This is a genomic window from Leclercia sp. UBA2479 (assembly GCF_002341985.1).
Lineage (GTDB): Bacteria > Pseudomonadota > Gammaproteobacteria > Enterobacterales > Enterobacteriaceae > Enterobacter > Enterobacter pneumoniae.
The window spans coordinates 388135-405315 of sequence record NZ_DDPB01000009.1; the positions used below are offsets into that span (position 1 = coordinate 388135).

A 17181-nucleotide genomic window follows, 5' to 3' on the forward strand; every position below is an offset into this window, starting at 1 on the left:
AAAAACAGGAATCACCCATGAGTAAAGTATTAGTTTTGAAATCCAGTATTCTGGCAGGGTACTCTCAGTCTGGTCAGCTTTCTGATTACTTCGTTGAACAGTGGCGTGAACAGCACACCGCTGACGAAATCACCGTGCGTGACCTGGCTGCAAACCCGATTCCTGTGCTGGATGGCGAACTGGTGGGCGCACTGCGTCCGAGCGATGCCCCTCTGACGCCACGTCAGCAGGAAGCGCTGGCGCTGTCTGATGAACTGATTGCTGAACTGCAGGCCCACGATGTTATCGTGATTAACGCCCCGATGTATAACTTCAACATCCCAACCCAGCTGAAGAACTACTTCGATCTGGTGGCGCGTGCTGGCGTAACCTTCCGTTATACCGAGAGCGGCCCGGAAGGTCTGGTGAAAGGTAAACGTGCGATCGTGCTGACCAGCCGCGGCGGTATTCACAAAGATACCCCAACCGACCTGGTTGCTCCGTACCTGACCGTGTTCCTGGGCTTTATCGGTATCACCGACGTGAACTTCGTGTTCGCTGAAGGTATCGCTTACGGTCCGGAAGTGGCGACCAAAGCGCAGAATGACGCAAAAGCGGCAATCGACGGCTTTGTCGCAGCCTAAGTTTCTCCCCTCTCACCGCCCGGTGGGGGGGGTTCTTTTCTGCCTGATTTACTTCAGACCCTCTGATAACCACGCGATAACAAAGCACACGAGCGCCACAAGCGAGACGACGACGGGCCATGTCATAAAAGCATGCACTGTCATCTCTTCTTCTTTTTTAATATCCGCCAGACGGGCAAGCGCCCTCTTCTCATCCCGCGCATTGACCTCTTCAAACAGTTTTTGATATCCCTGCTGCTTTAATTGCGTCGCGCCCTGAAGATCGCTTTTTGGCAATGCTTTAACGGTATTCCCTTTTCTGAAAAAGAAAAACTCAGGCATCTCTCTTCCTTTATTGCAAAGCTGCGTGACCTTCAACATTACGGGGGGCGGCGTACTATTTCCATCATTTTCAGGCGAGCAACAGCTACCGCTGCCCTGGTAGGTTTCAGCACACGATTTGAACTGAGGGCTTCCGTCAGTTAACAACGCAGCATGATAGCCCGATTCCTGAGTCGCTTGTAGAGCTAACCAGGCGGCAAGTTGAGTGACAATTTTGCTTTAGCCGTTCCTTTATAACGAACCTGAAATCTTATCAGGGTCCGCAGAATGTAATTGAATAATGTCGGCTTAGAGTGAACCACCCACGTTATGTGATAAATGAAAAAAATCTGTTTTCCCCTTCAAGCTCTGTTAACTTGAAGGAATATGAAAACACACTCCGTTCTATTCCATTCAATTATTATCACCTGTCTGACTCAGGTGGGATAACGTTCGCCATTTTCCCGCCGGTAAGGCGGGCCTTACCGGAAATTAACCAGTGAGGTAAACAATGGACACCGCTACAGTAACCCCATCAGAACAACCTACTTTGCACCTGTTATGTGGAAAAATTGCATCAGGTAAATCCACACTGTCAGCAAAGCTGGGAGCATCACCCGGCACCGTTGTTGTCAGTGAGGATCATTGGCTGGCTGCCCTCTTTGCTAAAGAAATGCACTCCATATCTGATTATGTCCAGTATTCCTCAAGGCTCAAAAATGCTATGAGGCCTCATCTGGTATCACTTCTCAAAGCAGGGTTATCGGTTGTTCTGGATTTTCCGGCAAACACACAAGCAAATCGTGAATGGATGATGCACATCATTAAGGAGTCAGGTGCCAGGCATAAGCTGCACTATCTGAACGTATCAGATGAGGTATGTAAATCCCGCTTACGCGTGCGTAATACGGAAGGCGGGCATGAATTTTCGGCTACAGATCAACAATTTGAAACTATAACGCGTTATTTTTCAGAGCCAACGGCAGATGAAGGTTTTGATATTGTTGAATATAACTAAATTTACCTTTCAACTAATAAGCCGCCCACTGGCGGCTTATTAGTTTTCCCTCTGTTTAGATCACATACGGTATTAAAGCGAACTTAACTTCCGGTCTGTGATACTGCATCCTCGGGATCGCCCAATGTGGAGACAAAAGCAAGGATAAGCTCATTCACCTTTTCAGGCCGTTCTTGCTGTATCCAGTGCCCCGCACCTTCAATGATGACCGAATCACGCAGGCGCGGAACGAGCCCTGGCATATCGGCGATGATTTGATCCATACCGGGCATCGCAAGCCCGACATCGCGAGACCCAACGGCAAACAGCGCTGGTATTTCGATTCGCATACCTTGCAGACTGGCCTGAAGTTGCCAGTTGCGATCCAAATTTCGGTAATAATTCAGGCCGCCACGAAAACCACTGCGTGTAAATGAGGTGACGTACGACTGAAAATCACTTGTCGAGAGCCATTCGGGCAGACTGCCTGGCTCGGGAAGGTCTTCCAGCATTCCACGCGCAGGCGTGATCATGCCAAAAGGATTTGGAGTGCCGTCTCCCGGCAGGCGTTCACCTGCCTCCCCTGACGCAGCATGGTATATCTTGCGCAACGACGTAGTCACATCCTGTTCTAACTCCTTCTCAGCGACCCCTGGCTCCTGAAAATACAGCGTATAGAACAGCGCGTCGGCCGTGCGTGGAAAAATCTGCGTTGGGGGCATGGGCGGGCGCGCCATCATCGGCACCCCAAATGCGACAACGCCACTGACGCGATCCGGCCGCATGAGTGCTATCTGCCATGCGATGGTAGCGCCCCAATCGTTACCGACAATAACGGCACGTTTAATCGAGAGCGCATCCATTAAGCCAATCAGGTCACCCACAATATGAAACAATGTGTACTCGTCCGTCGCGAGATGCGTGGATGAATCACCGTAACCACGCATGTCAGGCGCAATGGCGCGGTAGCCTGCCGCTGCCATTGCTGGGATCTGGTTATGCCATGAATGCGACGTCTCTGGAAAACCATGACAAAACAGTACAACCGGCCCTTCACCTGCTTCGAGATACGAAAGTGTTATTCCGTTCACATTGACTGATTTGCGCTGCATGGCATTCTCCCGAGTTAATAACGTGTTCAGGGGCATTGTAGGCGTACAAGTAGCATACACGTGGTATTACGGATTCCGCCAATGCACGAAGCAGACCGTTTGAAGAGACGGGGGGACTGCTAAAAGCGAAACGCGGACATTCAGGTTTTTATCTGCCCACGTTCAGCCACCCTGGCCATCGTATCCATGGTCAGGTAGCCGTTTGTCAGTCCCTGCGAAAACGCGGCCGTCGCCGACGAACAAAACAAAACTCATGAAACGCAGGATAACAATATCTCTGATACGAAATGTATTCATTTATATGACAATGATATATTTGAGGGATCCGGTTCCCTATTGCGGTCAGCCCAATTTCATAAGCCCAGGTCTGACCAAAAACTCGTCTTAAGGCACTCCAACCATTCAGCTCAATAATATCAACTGTAGCAAACCACCCAGCGGTAAGTAAAAGAAGAATGAGAATCCATTGTTTCTGTCAAGTATCTAATCCACACCATAAAGATAACAAAGCGGTTAAAAGTGATGATAATCCCTTAAACCCAGCTGCTGCCACAACAAGAAACAGGACAACCCAAATCATATATCATACCCAAAAGAAGTGTCATTCCGAGACAAAGATACGCATCGGTTAAGATGCTTAAGCCAGAAGTTGAGTTGTAAACAAAGCATAATGAAATAATATCTTTTACTGGAACTTCAAAAACATCATCTTAGCATTACTCAATGTCTGTTTTATATTCATTTAGCATGGTTTGTATCTTTTGCAAGCCTGGTAAGTTACCCTCCTGATAATATTGTTCATTAACCAGTTGAGCTTGCTCAATGTTCGTTAATGCCCTGTAAACCTGATGCGCCACACTGTGGGTGTCGAAAATATCCCTGGAACGTGTATCGTTTAAGAAATCGTGTTTTAGCTGCGTAGTCAATTTTTTCATCCTGGAAAAATTAGATGTGTAAATAGCGTGTACTCTGACTTTGTCGAAGGACGCACCACTATCAGGCTGAACCACAGGGATTTGCATTTGATTAAGGCTTGAGACAATACCAGGTGTCGCATTCCCACACCCGGATAATACAAATGATATAATTAGATAAGAAAAGATATTTTTTTGTTTCATGGAAAAATACTTAATGATTATTAGACTGGTCGTGTTCACCACGCGGATATAAACCATGACGAACAGTAAATTAACTCACGGAATCATTGATCTCTTTCCCAGAGAGGCAGCTATCTCATAACCGATGGCATCGAGAAGCTCAAAACGCTAAGGATATTCCGACCTCTTTTTACTGGGAACATCTTCTATCCTTTTTCTCTTAATGACTGGAGGAAGCTGATAATAGTTATCAGGCGTACGTAGTCCTCCTGATGCTTCCCACAGTTCATCGTAATTGGAGAAAATTTGTTTTTTTCTGTTTGTATAACGCAGCGACTGATAAACATGGTTTTTATTAGCCACAGCATATACACGTCTTACGTTCATCAAATGCCCCAGAAAAAGTACCGCATCGGTGAGGATTCGCTTTGGGAACAAACCATGCAGCTGTTTTGTCGCATACTGAATAGATTCAAGCGCATCATCAGTATTAGGACCCTGGAACCCACCGATGATAAAGCAGTCTTCCTCGAAGCGCTGGCAAACCGTAAATGTCATTTCGGATAACATATTGCCCAGTGAATCAGTAAGGATCACACTCATCTCTCCTTCTCGATCCAGTTTGTGCGTCGATTTAAGACTTAACCGATAAAGACTTCCATCCTTACCAGTAAGATAAGCGAGCTTCAGGCCGGATGGACTCAGGTGAGTAAGAAAATCTTCTTTACTCAGGAATGCGGTGATCTTGTTATAATGCACAATAAGGGCATCAACGTTCTCACGCCTGCTCAACCTGATACTAAGATAGGGTCGGTGTATACGACAGGGAATTCTTGGCTGGCAATACAGAAGAGCTTCATAATACGGATGTGCAGTCAGCATTTTTAATAAGCGATATGTCAATACTGGCATTACCAGCGCCCTGAGACAGAACTTTTTACGGAAATTTGCGCGATTCCATAGCTCATGAGGAACATAATTACCCAGAGAAAGCGCGAAATAAAGCCCCAATGGTGAGGGCGGTATTTTACTCAGTACCCTTTCGTTACTTATCTGAGCCATTTAAACTCCCTACGTATTACATCATTTAATGTCGATAATATCGCCCTCAGTCATTACCCCGAAAAAAATTTGGGTGCATGAGGTTTGTCCATCATGCTCTCCTGGTATCAATAATGAATCAATATCATGTCAATTTACTGTCAAGACAGGTAAGAAATGATTTTAACCTCATATTTCTCGAAAACTTATAGGTATATGAACAATTTTTTGACAAAAACTTGATTTCTCCAGGCTATTTAAACCTCAGTTTAATAGAGGGTAAGGGTTATGCGGAATCTAAAGCGTAGATTGTTTGGTTGGTCTGTTAGTAATAGCGAAACCTATAGGGAATGCTATCAATTACATGGTGGTAGTATTAACACACATCCTGATGTTATTAACTTTATTTCGACTCAAACAGGTGCCGATGTAAAATATTATGAGAACTCTCGAAATGGGGTTTTATACGGTGCGTACCCATTGATAAACGGTGCGCTTGGTTTGAAGATAAACAAAAAATATCCCCTTTCATATGATGAAGTGCTATTGCCAATACGTGATGATAAAAGGCTCTTTATCCCAGAGAGGACAAACAGACTTTCCCCACTGCACAGGACCAACACATTCAATAGTAATTTCATTATCGCCAGAAAAAATGAGATATGTATTGTGAAAGATACTTTCTCCGTCAAAACAGAGAAAAACAGGAGGCATGAATTTAACCGATTCATTAAAGCCGGAGGAAGTTATGTGGATCAAGTGAACTTGAGTACTGAAGAATTAAGTAATATCTACATTACTCTCTTTAAAGCCAGATTCGGTGAGAGCGTACCATGCTATAGCTTTGACCGTATTTTTAGCTTTATCAATCATCTACGTAAGATGATTTTTGGCTACGTTCTCTATATAAACAACACTCCATGCGCCATCGATCTAATCCTGTTCAATGAGTGCAATAATTTCATCTATTTTGACGTCCCCAATGGTGGAGTTGACCCTCATCACTCAGTATTAAGTCCGGGCAGTGTTCTTATGTGGCTCAATATAAAAAAAGCACGTGAATTATGTGAAGAAAAAGAGAAGATTATGCGTTTTTCAATCGGAGCATTACGTCCGCGATGGAAGTATAAGCTCAGATGGGCAGATCCATTTAAAACCGGAAAACCTTTCATCTAAGGTCATCAGTTCACAGCCAATTTTAAGAGATTTGATTAAGCACTGTGAGCCGCACACAGTGCTTAACCAGTCCGAAAAAATGCGGCTTTTAATCGCAACGATTTTTCAAACCAGTAAACGGGGAAGAATTACCGTAAAACTCAGCCCAGTGTCGAAATTTTTGTTAACTTCAATCGTTCCGTCATGCGCGTGACATATAGCCCGCGCGATTGATAACCCAAGGCCAGAGCCGCCCGAATGCCTCGACCTGGACTGTTCTTCCCGAATGAAGGGTGAAAAAATGTCCTTTAGAAACTCGTCTCGTACGCCGGGTCCTTTATCTATAAAGCTGATGCAAATATTCTGCCGACTGAGATTAAAAGATATTTCAAGAACACCTCCTTCTGCAGCATAACGTATAGCATTATCAATAAGAATAAGAAAAACCTGGCCTATACGATAAGGGTCTACCAGGGCGGTCACTGATTCAGATGAAGTCTGAACAATATTAATTCCGGCCTTTTTCGCGTTAAGGTATGTCCAGGCAATTTTCTCCTTAATAATTACCCCAAGATCAGTTGGCACCTTCATCAGATTTAATTGGCCGGCCTCGGCAAGTTTAAGCATATGCAGATCGTTAATAAGCCGATTTAGATCTTCCATTTGTCGCATTATCATGCTGAGCTGGTTCTGATTCGGTTCAAAGACACCGTCTAAAATCCCCTGTAATCTGCCAATTGCTGCGGTCAGCGGCGACCTGAGTTCGTGGGCGAGTATGACATGTGATTTTCGCATCTCACTTTCATATTTCGACAACTGTTGGGACATTACATTAAAATTTTTGCTTAAACTCTTCAGTTCAGACGGAAAATTTTGCGGTACTGGTACTTGTGTGCCGAACCCACCTTCGGAAACGGAGCGAGCCGCCCTGGTAATAAAACTTATATGCTGCGAAATGGGCCTCACCGTTCTCAGGGTAAGAAAAAGTATAATAGGTATAAATATTAGAACAAGGACCGCAACGATAAACCAGTCAGCTAAACCCATAGTCGGATCTGAATATGACAGTCCATACCACGTATCTATAATTTCATGATATCGCATCAGGTTTTTTTCAGGATTTTCAATTAACACTGATAACTCATTGCGAACAGATTCTGGCATTTTATATTCATGCCATAAATTTTCAGCGTAAAATCTTAGCCACATAAAAAAACAGATTAAGATAATACTGCCAACTGCAAGTGAAATGAGCCTGATGCAAATCCACCGCCAAAGAGATTCGGAAGCCGGAAGACTGGCGTTTTTATTTGAATTCATACGTTGGCGAACCTGTAACCGATGCCTCTGACATTTATTAATATACCGTCCTGCCCAAGCGACTCGAGTTTCTTTCTCAGGTTATAGATATGCGTATCCACAACACGTTCCAGGGCGTCGCTTTCAGGCAGACATGCTTCCAGCAGGGCCTGTCGAGAGAAAGCTTTTGTCGGTGATTTTAGGAACGTTATCAGTAAGGTTAATTCAGTAGGCGTAAGATCAAGTGTTTCACGGCTACCCGCTGGCGTTTTAACCGTGACCTGCATCGACTCGGTATCGGCGATAATCCCATTATATTCAAGTAGAACAATATTATGACTACTGTTAGAACGTCTGAGTACCGCGTGTACGCGCGCAACGACTTCAGCGGGGTTATAGGGTTTAACAATGTAATCATCAGCACCGAAACGTAGTGCACTGATTTTATCACTGCCATCACCAATCGCCGTGATCATGATAACAGGAGTGTCGCTGCGCCGGCGCAAGGCAAGGAGAACATCAGTACCGTTCATTAAGGGAAGCATAACATCCAGGAGAATAATGTCCGGTTTCCAGCTGGATGCAAGATCCAGCCCCCTTTTGCCGTCTGACGCTATAGAGGTATGAAACTGATCTCGCTTGAGATATGCCTCAAGAACATTGGCGGCATCCAGATCATCTTCAATAATTAATACACGTTTCATTTTTGCGCCTTGACAGAATCTTGACGGATTCTTGTGAATAAATTGATGCAATGAATTCAAACTCAGAGCCTATGCTATGTGTAGTATTTTCTGGGATGATTATGAATAAATCAAGTCTGTGTCTTTTACCGTTGATTGTTGCACCATTATTCGCAATGGCGTCCTTGAAGCCTGCTGAATCAGAGTATGTTATAGGCCTGGCTGGACAGTATGCGCCTGAGTACGCTGGTTCGGATAAATATGACGCTGATATGGCGCCTTATTTTTCGTGGCGCAACCAAACATTTCAAATTGATGTTGTAAATGGTATCAGTTATAGCAAAGAATTCAACAATGGTATCTACCTCGGGCAAACTCTTGGTTATTCCCTTGGGCGTTCTGATGATAATGAAACCTGGCTTCAGGATGGCTCCCGGAAATTAAAGGGGATGGGTAAAATAAAGATGGCCATGACGTCAACTTCAAAAGTGGGTTGGTGGATGGCGCACTGGATAGGGTTTGAGGGTGATGTAATAGCACCTCTTACCGATAGTCAGGGGATGCAGTATAATTTAAAACTGAATCTCATTATGTTCGAAGGTCACAATGATACGGTGACCTTCAATGTGGAAAGAAATTACGGTGACGCCCGGTATAATAACACCTGGTATGGCGTTAATGAAAGTCAAAGCGTCCAGTCTGGCTACAAACAATACAAATCTGGTTCTGGATTAAATAACACTAACTACGGAATTAACTGGCAACATTCTTTTTCGGACGCGTGGACTGGTTATGCTGACCTCAACTATACCGTTCTGGCAGACAGAATAAGCAAAAGTCCAATTGTAGATAAGGATAATTTTTTCACCTTCACGATAGGCGCATTCTATAGTTTCTAATCACATGGATATATCTGACGGTATCGACCGTCAGATATATCCTTAGTGCTCAGAAATATTATTTTATACCGTTTTGATGTCAGGGTTTATTCTTTGTTGAGTAAATTATGGATAAGAAAGTTAAGATCCTCGCGGGCCTGAATTCTGAGTTCTTGAGTGGGACTCACAGTGAGGATATCCGCATAACCGTTTACAGCGCCTCCAATCAAACGGGCTACGCGAGCAGTATCGATATCATGAAACATGCCCTGGATGACTCCAGCCCTGATGAAACTTTCTATCAATTCAGCCCACTCATTCATAATATGGGTTGCCAAAGAAGAATACGTTTCTTCATGTGCCGCAGCTATCCAGACGCTGTTATACAACTGCCATTCATCATCAATTTTGTCAGGCAAGTGTTGTTCAATATAGAACTGCAAGGCTTCTATTGGACTTTTGCCTATAGCTTCATTACTGAAATTTTCGATATCCCTTCGCATAAACAGCGCGATTGCTTCATGACGAAGAGTGTGCCAGTCAGCAAAATAATGATAGATATGGCTACGGGAAATACCCATATGATCAGTCAGATCTCTTGTCTTGACATTATTGAACCCTCTAGCGAGGAAGAGCGAGATTGCACTATCCAGTATCTTTAAACGCGTGCCTTCAACTGGCGCAGCTTTCATATTTGCCCTGCCTTGACTTTGAGCAACCGCTCAAATAGACTAAAAATCAACCTTGAGCAAATGCTCAAGCTCCTGAGATAAAGTTAAACATGCAATTTATTAGATTACCAGAACCGGCTACCAGAAACCGTGGCGCATATCAGACGCTTAGCCTGCTTGGTCGCCTTCATTTCAAAAAACTGGCTTTTACTTTCTTGCTGGTTGCTGTAGAGAACGCTATCTACCTTCTTTATCCCCTGCTAGCTGGTATTGCTATCAATGCAATTGTGAATGGAGAAGCGCTGCATGCACTGTTTTACGGGGCGATAGTTTTTTTGATGTGGACAGTAGGTGCGGCACGTCGGAGTGTAGATACTCGCGTTTTTACACGCATTTACGCACAGCTCGCAGTAGCGGTGATATTGGCGCAGCGCGAAAAAAAAGAAGAGGCTTCGGTGATTGCCGCTCGCGTTATGTTGTCCCGTGAATTTGTCGATTTTTTTGAGTTACATCTGCCGGTACTGATCACTTCAGCGGCTTCAATCGTCGGAGCAGCTTTCATGCTTATGATGATCCAGTTCTGGTCAGGGATAGGATGTATCGCCGTGCTTATTGTTTTCGCCTGCTTTTTGCCCGGTTTTTCCCGGAAAAACGAGTCTCTTTTTTTCCGTCTGAATAACCGCCTCGAGAAAGAAATTACTATTGTCAGCCACGCCAGAAGTGCGGCATTGCTCAAACATTATGGCGTTCTCGCAGCATTACGTGTGCGTCTGTCAGATCGTGAAGCCTGCGGTTACCTGATAATAGGTTTAGCCGTCTCACTCCTGTTCGGAACGACGATATTCTTTATGGCCAAGAACGGTGTTCAAGATGCTGGTCATATCTATGCAGTTATGACCTATTTATGGATGTTTGCCATGAGCCTGGATGATGGCCCTCAACTGCTGGAAAAGTATTCGCAGCTCAAAGATATCGGTTCGCGCGTATCTACCTCATGAACCTTACAACGTCTGGGCTGAACAATCTCCCAACATGACTACCCGTTCTTAATTTACCCGACATCGGATTTATTCAATATGCCTCAGTTTTTTATCGACAGGCCTGTTTTCGCCTGGGTTATTGCTCTATTTATTGTGCTGGGCGGTCTGATAGCTATCCCGCAACTTCCGGTCGCTCAGTATCCTTCTGTTGCGCCGCCGAGTGTAAGTATCTCGGTCAGCTATCCTGGCGCTACACCGGAGACAATGAATGAATCCGTCATTTCGTTGATAGAGCGAGAGATATCGAGTGTCGATGATCTTCTTTATTTCGAATCGTCGAGTGACACTTCGGGAACAGCCAGTATCACCATCACCTTCAGACCCGGCACAGATATCAAACTGGCACAGGTTGACGTTCAGAATAAAATCAAAGTGGTTGAATCACGTCTGCCGCAGACTGTCAGGCAAAATGGCCTTGATGTTGAAGCCGCCAGCTCAGGATTCTTGATGATAGTGGGATTGCGCTCGCCCGGTGGTCAGTATACCGATCAGGATCTGAGTGATTACTTTGCCCGTAACGTTTCAGAAGAACTACGACGCGTTCCGGGGGTTGGAAAAGTACAGCTTTTTGGTGCTGAAAAAGCGATGAGAATATGGCTTGATCCCGTCAAACTGTATAACTACAAGCTGTCAGTAACGGACGTTGTTAACGCACTAAGCCAGCAGAATGCCCAGGTTTCTCCGGGTAGAATTGGCGACGAGCCAACTCGTAAGGGACAGAGTGTAACCTACCCCCTGACCGTTCGGGGGCAGTTAAACTCACTGGAAGAATTTCGCAATATAACGCTGAAAGCGCAGACAGACGGTTCACGCGTTAAGCTCGCCGATGTTGCGCGGATTGAGCAAGGTTTACAAAGTTATGCGTTTGCCATTCGTGAAAATGGTCAACCTGCTACCGCAGCGGCAATTCAGCTTGAGCCTGGGGCTAATGCAGTCAGCACTGCAGAAGGGATACGCGCAAGGCTAGACGAGTTATCAACAGTCTTGCCGGAAGGTATGGCTTTCTCAGTCCCGTTCGATACAGCCCCCTTTGTGAAACTATCCATTGAGAAAGTACTCCATACCTTTATCGAAGCGATGATACTGGTCTTTCTGGTCATGTATCTGTTCTTGCAGAATCTTCGCTATACCTTCATTCCTGCTATTGTGGCCCCTGTAGCACTGCTGGGTACATTTACGGTCATGCTCATCAGCGGCTTTTCAGTCAACGTTTTGACAATGTTTGGCATGGTGCTTGCCATAGGAATCATCGTTGATGACGCGATTGTGGTGGTGGAAAACGTTGAACGCCTGATGGCTGAAAAAAGGCTTTCGCCGAAAGATGCAACCCGGGAAGCCATGCGAGAAATTACACCCGCTATTATCGGTATTACGCTGGTATTAACAGCTGTATTCATACCGATGGGATTCGCGAGTGGCTCCGTAGGCGTTATTTACCGGCAATTTACTCTCTCAATGGCGGTATCAATATTATTCTCAGCGTTCCTGGCCCTCACTCTGACGCCAGCGTTATGTGCTTCCATGCTCAAGCCTGTAACGCAGCACGAAAACTCTAAGGCAGGTTTTTTTGGGTGGTTCAACAACAAATTTAACAGATTGTCCACTGGGTATGAAAAAGGGTTGAGATACACACTTCGTCGTGGAGGCCGCGTCCTGATTATCTATGCAGCCCTTTGTGGAGCCATATTTCTTGCTTACCGCGCTTTGCCATCTTCTTTTCTGCCTGATGAGGATCAGGGCTACTTTATGACTTCAATACAGTTGCCCTCAGAAGCGACGCAGGAGCGTACCCAGGATGTTGTTAGTCGGCTTGAAAGCGTCATTGCCGGCAGACCTTCTGTTAACAGCAACATTTCGATTTTTGGCTTTGGTTTTTCCGGTTCAGGACCTAACACTGCCATGGCGTTCACGACCCTGAAAGACTGGGGGGAGAGGAATGGCGCCACGGCATCGGGTGAAGCTGACTTTGTTCAGGCTGAAATGGAGGGAATTCCTGAGGCGAACGTGATGAGTCTGATGCCTCCTGCTATCTCAGATATGGGCACCTCATCCGGTTTCACCTTATATCTGGAAGATCGCGCAGGGCGCGATTACGCATCTTTACTTCAGGCTGCATCGGAGCTAACTGACCTCGCCAACGCCAGTGAAATTGTAAGTGATGTCTATATTGATGGACTACCTGCAGGCGTCAGTGCCGATCTCAGTATAGACAGAGAGAAAGCACAGGCCATGGGCGTCACTTTTGAGGAAATAAATCAGACGCTATCAGCAGCGACGGGCTCCAATTACGTGAATGATTACGTAGACAAAGGCAGGGTCCAGCAGGTGATCGTGCAGGCTGATATCCCCTTTCGTATGCAGCTCAGCGATCTGATGAAGCTGTATGTCAAAAACGCTGAAGGGGGTATGGTTCCCCTCTCCGAATTTGTCTCTGCAAGCTGGACACAAGCTCCCCAACAATTGATCCGCTATCAGGGTTACCCGGCTATCAAAATAACGGGAAGTACAGCGCCTGGGTATTCGAGTGGCGCGGCAATGGATGAAATGGAGCAGTTAGCATCCCAGTTGCCGTCCGGGTATCTTGCTGAATGGACAGGTTCATCTTTACAGGAAAGAGACACTGCAGCTCAGATGCCCATGCTGATGACCCTGTCGGTCCTGGTTGTATTTCTGGTTCTGGCTGCACTTTATGAGAGCTGGACGGTTCCGTTGTCGGTAATGCTGGTTGTACCGCTGGGTATTGCAGGGGGACTTCTGGCCGTATATATCGCCGGGATGCCAAATGATGTTTTCTTCAAAGTAGGGCTGATAACGTTAATTGGTCTGTCGACTAAGAATGCGATTCTGATTGTTGAGTTTGCTCGTCAGCTTTATGCCCAGGGCGCAACATTACTTGAAGCCACAGCCGAAGCTGCGCGTTTACGCCTCAGGCCAATTATCATGACTTCTCTTGCCTTTACGCTGGGGGTAGTTCCGCTGATGCTTGCTTCCGGCGCGAGTGAAGGTACTCAAAATGCAATAGGAACAGGCGTTTTTGGCGGAATGATAAGCGGGACTTTACTGGCTATTTACTTCGTTCCTGTATTTTACGTGACGATCGTATCACTTGTGAAAAGAGCTTCCAGGGATAATTAAAATTCTATTTTTGAGACCCTGAACTCCAGGGTCTTAATATAGACAATAAAATTCACCCTGGATTCTCAACACACACATAATTCAACTATCAAAAGCTTAACCAAAGGAGATTAAATGCAGCTAAATTTTGTGGAAATTAAAGCAGAGAGTGATTTCAAATATTATGAATCCTTTGCGGTCAACATCATGGATCCGGAAGATTTTGTTTCTGCTGATGAACTGAGAGAAATGATTGCCAACGAAGAAGGTAAAGCCTGGTTTGTGCATGTAGCAGCGTTTTCTGAGCCTGTAGCGTGGTGCTCGATATCCTATAACACCATAAGCGAAATTCCCGGTTCGGTGCATGTTTTAGGAATAGGTGTTTCAGCAAATCACGCTCATCAAGGCATCGGGAAAAGTGTCCTGAACTGGTTAATTGAAAACAATACAACCCATGTTTTAACCGCTGCAATTAAGCCTGAAAATTATTCTTCCAGCAGGCTTTTTAAATCAGCAGGTTTTACCAATTTTGGCAAGCAAAGGGCGATACCATGGGATATTTGGGTGAAAGATTAACTAACATCACTTTGATTTTATTATAGTTAATCTACATCGTTACATTGGGGATGAATTGCGCTCCTGCATGCGCAATCACTCCATTCGGGAGACGGGATATCGTATTTATGATTCGTGATATATTTTTTTACCCCCCCTACCTAACTTTACTTCAATAGTTTAGCCATAAATTCAAAAAACATTGGCAGATCACGGGTGAAAGAGAAGGACGCATTTATAGCCTTGCGTGTAATTAAACCGTCAATAAATGCAAAAAGTATAATCGTGATTTCCTCAAGATTAATATCCCGACGAAATTCTCCCGCCGCAATACCTTCCGCGATGATTCCTGCAATACTTTGCCGCATGATGATGTCACTGGATATATACGTTTTTTGTAATTCCGGGTTCCGCGCAGACTCCGCCATGATTTCAATCCATAGTTTATGCGTAACTGGGTACCCTACATCACTTATACACGAAGTAACCTGCGTGCAAAGGCGGTCGAAGTAAGTGCCGTTACACGACGCATTATGGGCGGTCAACGCTGAATTCTGCTCTTCCAGAACGATTGCCTTAATGAGTTCATCCTTACTTTTGAAATATGTGTACATCGCTCCCTGACTGATCCCTGCCCGGGAAGAAATTTCACGTACGCTCGTCGCACTAAAGCCTTTCTCTGCGAAGCAGGCAGCCGCTGCGGTAATTAACTTATGGTAGGTTTCTGTTTTCTTTAACATATTGACTATTAGATTTAATCCGGTAACAAGCCATTAGCGCGCTTTTATTCCTGGAGCCAATGTTGAACTCTGGCTCCAGAATCGGATATTACCTTATAAGCGGCAACTCACTGAGCATATTCTTTAGGTTCAACATATCCCAGGGTAGATGCTCTGCAATAGTAAGGCCGACAGGTTGCGCTTTTGAAGATGCCTGAGCGATCAAGTTGAGTACATCCTGAATAGTCAGTTTACCTTCTGCCACGTCGCCAAAATCGTGCTCTCCCCTGCCAGGTTTGGCGAAAAGAACAGAACGGAAAAGTAATGGATCGAGAACGTCCAGATCCAGGTGTATCGCCAGATACTCAATACTTTCCCTTTCAATCCACTGCAAAACATCTTTGCCATCATTTTTGACTTGTCCGGGACTGATAGTCGCAATGTTATGACGATTAAGGTATTCAGCTTCATAGGTCAGTGGATCGTGAATACCTGCAATCATTACTTTCGAGGGATGAAGCCTGGTGGCTACGTGAGCCACTAAATCTTTATCACCCGTTCCAATTAGCGCACCCAGAACATGGGCGTGGGCGTTCGCATATTGCTTTGCAGTCTGCACGTCAGGGTGTGAGTCAATCCAGAGCACGCCCAGTTTATCACCGTATTTATTGAGCAGGTGTGAAAAAGGAGCCAGCGATACCAGGCAATCACCACCAAAAACGACAATTGCATCGGGATTATGTTTCTCAATCAGATTGGCAGCATCGTTGAGCTGCCTGATAATTTGCGGTTTAGCGGTAATGCCATCCACCTCAGTTTGTGGCTCCTTTGTGGGCTCAACCACCGGAACAGATTCAACAGGCCCATCTGATTCGGGGGAAAGATACGAGAGAAGTTGTGAGCCAAGATGATAGGGTGGATTATTGCCACCTTGCCATTGAGGGAATAGAAGTCTGAGCGTTTTACTGGTCATAATGTGTCTCTGCATGCCTTGTCAAAGGACTGATTAGAGTAAAGTTACGACTCAAAATGAATGATCGTTCATTCATTTTTACGCAATCCTTGTTCACTCGCAAGTCGCGCAGCACATTCAGTTAATTAAAAGAAAAGCCATTTCGCAGACTAATTTCAACCAATGCCGACCTCTGGCACAAAGCGGAAATCGAGAGCAAGCGAAGACACCCCTACAACTCAAGGCAAGCAGTGCACAGCCCCTCCCGCTTGCGCCATGGCTGCTCTCTCGTGCCGTTCATCTATACTGACTATTGCAGCGATCATTGGCCTACCCGTGCTCAACAGAAAACGCTTAAATCAGATGATCGTATCAATGCGTTAATTAAACAGCGGGTCCCTGGTCTACACACTCATCAGGCTTAAAATTGCAAAGCGTCTATTTCTTCGGGAGATAATTAATGAAAGTCACTGAGTTTGTCTATTCCGCCTTAATCGGCATTGTTGCCAGCTGCCGTTCCATGACGCCGATGGCATCCATCGCTGCAGCACGCATTGCCGGGCGCAACACGTCGGGCCGTCTTTTATTGCTGGATCGTCCGCTATTCAAATTCGGTGCGTTAGCGATGGGTATAGGTGAATTTTTTGGCGACAAGATGAAGTCAGCGCCAGACCGCACCGTGTTTTTGGGCTTGTCAGCACGCGTAGCGAGTGCCGGGATTGCAGGCGCCGCATTGGCACCCCGCGGAAAAGAGAAAACCGGCGCAGCCGTCGCGATTTCTGCCGCTGTGCCGCTTGCGTATGCCACCCTTGCGGCGCGTAAAAAGGCCATCGCCGGGATAGGTCAGACCAGAAGTGGTCTGATTGAAGATACGCTCATCGTTGCTCTCGGAGCCGCGGTGGTCTTCCTGGCAACGCGCCCAAATCGCCATTAAACACCCTCCTG

The 17181-nt window shown here is 45.6% G+C and carries 17 protein-coding genes and 1 pseudogene; 8 read left to right on the forward strand and 10 right to left on the reverse strand.

All coding sequences use genetic code 11. From position 1 onward, the window contains the following. Positions 1 to 17 precede the first annotated feature (17 nt). Positions 18 to 623 carry an FMN-dependent NADH-azoreductase gene (azoR, locus tag B3B59_RS11535; protein ID WP_040075472.1) on the forward strand — a complete coding sequence of 202 codons (606 nt, stop codon included), beginning with the start codon at positions 18 to 20 and terminating at the stop codon, positions 621 to 623. Between the two features lie 48 nt (positions 624 to 671). On the opposite strand, the gene B3B59_RS11540 is transcribed toward azoR, so the two are convergent. Together B3B59_RS11540 and B3B59_RS11545 are read right to left on the reverse strand one after the other, a co-directional pair. Further along, the gene (locus B3B59_RS11540; protein ID WP_040075470.1) at positions 672 to 944 is read right to left on the reverse strand and encodes a hypothetical protein; all 273 of its coding nucleotides are present in this window, start codon (positions 942 to 944) and stop codon (positions 672 to 674) included. 90 nt (positions 945 to 1034) lie between these two features. Continuing rightward, positions 1035 to 1148: pseudogene (locus B3B59_RS11545) on the reverse strand (DUF523 domain-containing protein); the annotation flags it as partial. Positions 1149 to 1434: 286 nt separating this feature from the next. Between B3B59_RS11545 and B3B59_RS11550 the strand changes: the two are divergent. Beyond that, complete coding sequence (locus B3B59_RS11550; RefSeq protein WP_286809034.1) at positions 1435 to 1941, forward strand: AAA family ATPase; 507 nt, start codon at positions 1435 to 1437, stop codon at positions 1939 to 1941. 83 nt (positions 1942 to 2024) lie between these two features. Here the strand turns inward: B3B59_RS11550 and B3B59_RS11555 are convergent, their stop codons facing one another. The 3 genes from B3B59_RS11555 to B3B59_RS11565 all read right to left on the reverse strand — a co-directional run bounded on the left by B3B59_RS11555 (position 2025) and on the right by B3B59_RS11565 (position 5191). Further along, positions 2025 to 3032 (reverse strand): alpha/beta fold hydrolase, encoded by a 1008-nt coding sequence (locus B3B59_RS11555; RefSeq protein ID WP_286809035.1) that lies wholly within the window; start codon positions 3030 to 3032, stop codon positions 2025 to 2027. Between the two features lie 716 nt (positions 3033 to 3748). Next, on the reverse strand, positions 3749 to 4150 hold the full coding sequence (locus B3B59_RS11560; RefSeq protein ID WP_286809036.1) for a hypothetical protein: 402 nt from the start codon (positions 4148 to 4150) through the stop codon (positions 3749 to 3751). Between the two features lie 147 nt (positions 4151 to 4297). After that, a complete protein-coding gene (locus B3B59_RS11565; protein ID WP_286809037.1) occupies positions 4298 to 5191 on the reverse strand; it encodes a VirK/YbjX family protein in 894 nt (297 codons plus the stop codon). Positions 5192 to 5458: 267 nt separating this feature from the next. Here B3B59_RS11565 and B3B59_RS11570 point away from each other — a divergent pair, with 267 nt between their 5' ends. Beyond that, a complete protein-coding gene (locus tag B3B59_RS11570; RefSeq protein WP_286809038.1) occupies positions 5459 to 6346 on the forward strand; it encodes a hypothetical protein in 888 nt (295 codons plus the stop codon). Positions 6347 to 6451: 105 nt separating this feature from the next. Here the strand turns inward: B3B59_RS11570 and B3B59_RS11575 are convergent, their stop codons facing one another. After that, positions 6452 to 7645 (reverse strand): sensor histidine kinase, encoded by a 1194-nt coding sequence (locus B3B59_RS11575; protein ID WP_046885310.1) that lies wholly within the window; start codon positions 7643 to 7645, stop codon positions 6452 to 6454. Continuing rightward, positions 7642 to 8328 (reverse strand): response regulator, encoded by a 687-nt coding sequence (locus tag B3B59_RS11580; protein ID WP_046885309.1) that lies wholly within the window; start codon positions 8326 to 8328, stop codon positions 7642 to 7644. Before B3B59_RS11580 ends, B3B59_RS11575 begins: the two co-directional genes overlap by 4 nt. A gap of 101 nt (positions 8329 to 8429) precedes the next feature. On the opposite strand from B3B59_RS11580, the gene B3B59_RS11585 reads away from it, so the two are divergent. Then, the gene (locus B3B59_RS11585) at positions 8430 to 9206 is read left to right on the forward strand and encodes a MipA/OmpV family protein (protein WP_286809039.1); all 777 of its coding nucleotides are present in this window, start codon (positions 8430 to 8432) and stop codon (positions 9204 to 9206) included. A gap of 86 nt (positions 9207 to 9292) precedes the next feature. On the opposite strand, the gene B3B59_RS11590 is transcribed toward B3B59_RS11585, so the two are convergent. Next, a complete protein-coding gene (locus B3B59_RS11590; protein ID WP_286809040.1) occupies positions 9293 to 9877 on the reverse strand; it encodes a TetR/AcrR family transcriptional regulator in 585 nt (194 codons plus the stop codon). An 89-nt stretch (positions 9878 to 9966) separates the two neighbouring features. On the opposite strand from B3B59_RS11590, the gene B3B59_RS11595 reads away from it, so the two are divergent. From B3B59_RS11595 to B3B59_RS11605, 3 genes are all read left to right on the forward strand, one after another. Continuing rightward, the gene (locus B3B59_RS11595; protein WP_286809041.1) at positions 9967 to 10854 is read left to right on the forward strand and encodes an ABC transporter six-transmembrane domain-containing protein; all 888 of its coding nucleotides are present in this window, start codon (positions 9967 to 9969) and stop codon (positions 10852 to 10854) included. A gap of 78 nt (positions 10855 to 10932) precedes the next feature. Further along, a complete protein-coding gene (locus B3B59_RS11600; RefSeq protein ID WP_286809042.1) occupies positions 10933 to 14031 on the forward strand; it encodes an efflux RND transporter permease subunit in 3099 nt (1032 codons plus the stop codon). 114 nt (positions 14032 to 14145) lie between these two features. Continuing rightward, complete coding sequence (locus B3B59_RS11605) at positions 14146 to 14586, forward strand: GNAT family N-acetyltransferase (protein WP_046885304.1); 441 nt, start codon at positions 14146 to 14148, stop codon at positions 14584 to 14586. A gap of 146 nt (positions 14587 to 14732) precedes the next feature. Here the strand turns inward: B3B59_RS11605 and B3B59_RS11610 are convergent, their stop codons facing one another. Next, the gene (locus B3B59_RS11610; RefSeq protein WP_046885303.1) at positions 14733 to 15305 is read right to left on the reverse strand and encodes a TetR/AcrR family transcriptional regulator; all 573 of its coding nucleotides are present in this window, start codon (positions 15303 to 15305) and stop codon (positions 14733 to 14735) included. 88 nt (positions 15306 to 15393) lie between these two features. Further along, the gene (locus B3B59_RS11615) at positions 15394 to 16257 is read right to left on the reverse strand and encodes an arginase family protein (protein WP_286809043.1); all 864 of its coding nucleotides are present in this window, start codon (positions 16255 to 16257) and stop codon (positions 15394 to 15396) included. A 439-nt stretch (positions 16258 to 16696) separates the two neighbouring features. Here B3B59_RS11615 and B3B59_RS11620 point away from each other — a divergent pair, with 439 nt between their 5' ends. Continuing rightward, positions 16697 to 17170 carry a hypothetical protein gene (locus B3B59_RS11620; protein ID WP_286809044.1) on the forward strand — a complete coding sequence of 158 codons (474 nt, stop codon included), beginning with the start codon at positions 16697 to 16699 and terminating at the stop codon, positions 17168 to 17170. The last annotated feature ends 11 nt before the right edge of the window (positions 17171 to 17181 follow it).

Coding starts and splice junctions, on each gene's coding strand:
- azoR (WP_040075472.1), top strand. CDS start 18: ATGAGTAAAGTATTAGTTTTGAAATCCAGTATTCTGGCAGGGTACTCT.
- B3B59_RS11540 (WP_040075470.1), bottom strand. CDS start 944: ATGCCTGAGTTTTTCTTTTTCAGAAAAGGGAATACCGTTAAAGCATTG.
- B3B59_RS11550 (WP_286809034.1), top strand. CDS start 1,435: ATGGACACCGCTACAGTAACCCCATCAGAACAACCTACTTTGCACCTG.
- B3B59_RS11555 (WP_286809035.1), bottom strand. CDS start 3,032: ATGCAGCGCAAATCAGTCAATGTGAACGGAATAACACTTTCGTATCTC.
- B3B59_RS11560 (WP_286809036.1), bottom strand. CDS start 4,150: ATGAAACAAAAAAATATCTTTTCTTATCTAATTATATCATTTGTATTA.
- B3B59_RS11565 (WP_286809037.1), bottom strand. CDS start 5,191: ATGGCTCAGATAAGTAACGAAAGGGTACTGAGTAAAATACCGCCCTCA.
- B3B59_RS11570 (WP_286809038.1), top strand. CDS start 5,459: ATGCGGAATCTAAAGCGTAGATTGTTTGGTTGGTCTGTTAGTAATAGC.
- B3B59_RS11575 (WP_046885310.1), bottom strand. CDS start 7,645: ATGAATTCAAATAAAAACGCCAGTCTTCCGGCTTCCGAATCTCTTTGG.
- B3B59_RS11580 (WP_046885309.1), bottom strand. CDS start 8,328: ATGAAACGTGTATTAATTATTGAAGATGATCTGGATGCCGCCAATGTT.
- B3B59_RS11585 (WP_286809039.1), top strand. CDS start 8,430: ATGAATAAATCAAGTCTGTGTCTTTTACCGTTGATTGTTGCACCATTA.
- B3B59_RS11590 (WP_286809040.1), bottom strand. CDS start 9,877: ATGAAAGCTGCGCCAGTTGAAGGCACGCGTTTAAAGATACTGGATAGT.
- B3B59_RS11595 (WP_286809041.1), top strand. CDS start 9,967: ATGCAATTTATTAGATTACCAGAACCGGCTACCAGAAACCGTGGCGCA.
- B3B59_RS11600 (WP_286809042.1), top strand. CDS start 10,933: ATGCCTCAGTTTTTTATCGACAGGCCTGTTTTCGCCTGGGTTATTGCT.
- B3B59_RS11605 (WP_046885304.1), top strand. CDS start 14,146: ATGCAGCTAAATTTTGTGGAAATTAAAGCAGAGAGTGATTTCAAATAT.
- B3B59_RS11610 (WP_046885303.1), bottom strand. CDS start 15,305: ATGTTAAAGAAAACAGAAACCTACCATAAGTTAATTACCGCAGCGGCT.
- B3B59_RS11615 (WP_286809043.1), bottom strand. CDS start 16,257: ATGACCAGTAAAACGCTCAGACTTCTATTCCCTCAATGGCAAGGTGGC.
- B3B59_RS11620 (WP_286809044.1), top strand. CDS start 16,697: ATGAAAGTCACTGAGTTTGTCTATTCCGCCTTAATCGGCATTGTTGCC.